The sequence below is a fragment of the Neobacillus citreus genome (assembly GCF_018343545.2).
Classification (GTDB): Bacteria; Bacillota; Bacilli; order Bacillales; family Cytobacillaceae; genus Neobacillus; species Neobacillus citreus.
In genome coordinates this window covers 1-1,295 of sequence record NZ_JAGYPE020000143.1, presented here as the reverse complement: position 1 = coordinate 1,295, position 1,295 = coordinate 1, and the positions used below count along the sequence as shown (strand labels likewise).

Here is a 1,295-nt window from a genome sequence, read left to right as displayed (position 1 = left end):
TATATCGAAAAGTTCATTGAAGATTTCCGCCATGTCGAAATTCAGGTCCTTGGTGATAATTATGGGAATACCATTCATTTAGGTGAAAGGGATTGCTCGATTCAGCGCAGACTTCAAAAGCTTCTTGAGGAGACTCCTTCTCCTGCCCTTGATGGAGAGATTCGTGCGGAAATGGGAAATGCTGCTGTAAAAGCTGCAAAAGCGGTTGATTATTCAGGTGCTGGAACGGTAGAATTTATATATGATTACCGCAATCGGAAATTTTATTTCATGGAGATGAACACAAGGATTCAGGTAGAGCATCCTGTAACTGAAATGGTCACTGGAATTGACCTTATTAAAGAAATGATTCGCGTGGCAAATGGTGAAAAACTATCGTTAACCCAAGCGGATGTGACCTTCAATGGCTGGGCGATTGAGTGCCGGATCAATGCCGAAAATCCGGAGAAGAATTTTCTTCCTTCAGCTGGAAAGATTAATATGTACTTACCGCCTGGAGGGCTGGGAGTTCGGATTGATTCTGCTGCCTATCCAGGATACACCATTCCACCTTACTACGATTCCATGATTGCAAAGGTAATTGCATACGGCAGCACCAGGGAGGAAGCAATCGCAAGAATGAAACGTGCCTTAAGCGAATTTGTTGTGGAAGGTATTCACACAACGATTCCATTTCATTTAAAGCTTCTTGAGCACGAAAAATTCGTCGAAGGCCAGTTTAATACGAAATTCCTGGAGTTGTATGATGTGATGAAGTCAGTATAAATCTGGAGGGATCGCACGATGAGCGAATTTAGCATTTTGGAAATGGAACATGAGAACAATGGCCTGGGGAAAATCGAAATTGCTCCTGAAGTGATTGAAGTGATTGCCGGTATTGCCGCATCCGAGGTTGAAGGTGTAGCCGGAATGCGCGGAAACTTTGCAACAGGTGTGGTGGAGCGTCTAGGCAAGAAAAATCACGGAAAAGGCGTAAAGGTAGAACTGACAGAGACAGGAATCAAAATTGATGTTTACTGTTTAATGAAATTTGGAATTTCCATTCCATCAGTGGCAGGGAAAATTCAAGAAAATATCCGCCAAGCACTACTTAACATGACCGCACTCGAAGCAGAAGAGGTAAACATCCACGTAGTCGGCGTCCAATTCGAAACACAAAAAGTAGAACCAATTGTGGATGAAGAAGTATAAAAGCAAAAACCAAAGGATTCGCTCCTTTGGTTTTTTGTTTGCTAATAAAAAAGTATAAACTTTCTGTCGAAAGCTTTATACTTTCTTAACGCATAAATTCAACT

General features: G+C 41.9%; 2 protein-coding genes. Both read left to right on the top strand.

Annotated features, from left to right (window positions below; translation table 11 throughout):
- A partial coding sequence (locus KHB02_RS29620) for an ATP-binding protein (RefSeq protein ID WP_476739056.1) occupies window positions 1–765 on the top strand: 765 nt, incomplete at its 5' end.
- A gap of 18 nt (window positions 766–783) precedes the next feature.
- Window positions 784–1,191 carry an Asp23/Gls24 family envelope stress response protein gene (locus KHB02_RS29615; RefSeq protein ID WP_213120236.1) on the top strand — a complete coding sequence of 136 codons (408 nt, stop codon included), beginning with the start codon at window positions 784–786 and terminating at the stop codon, window positions 1,189–1,191.
- Window positions 1,192–1,295: the final 104 nt, after the last annotated feature.

What these genes read in the sequence shown, in the direction of transcription:
- KHB02_RS29615 (WP_213120236.1), top strand. Translation starts at nt 784, where the DNA reads ATGAGCGAATTTAGCATTTTGGAAATGGAACATGAGAACAATGGCCTG.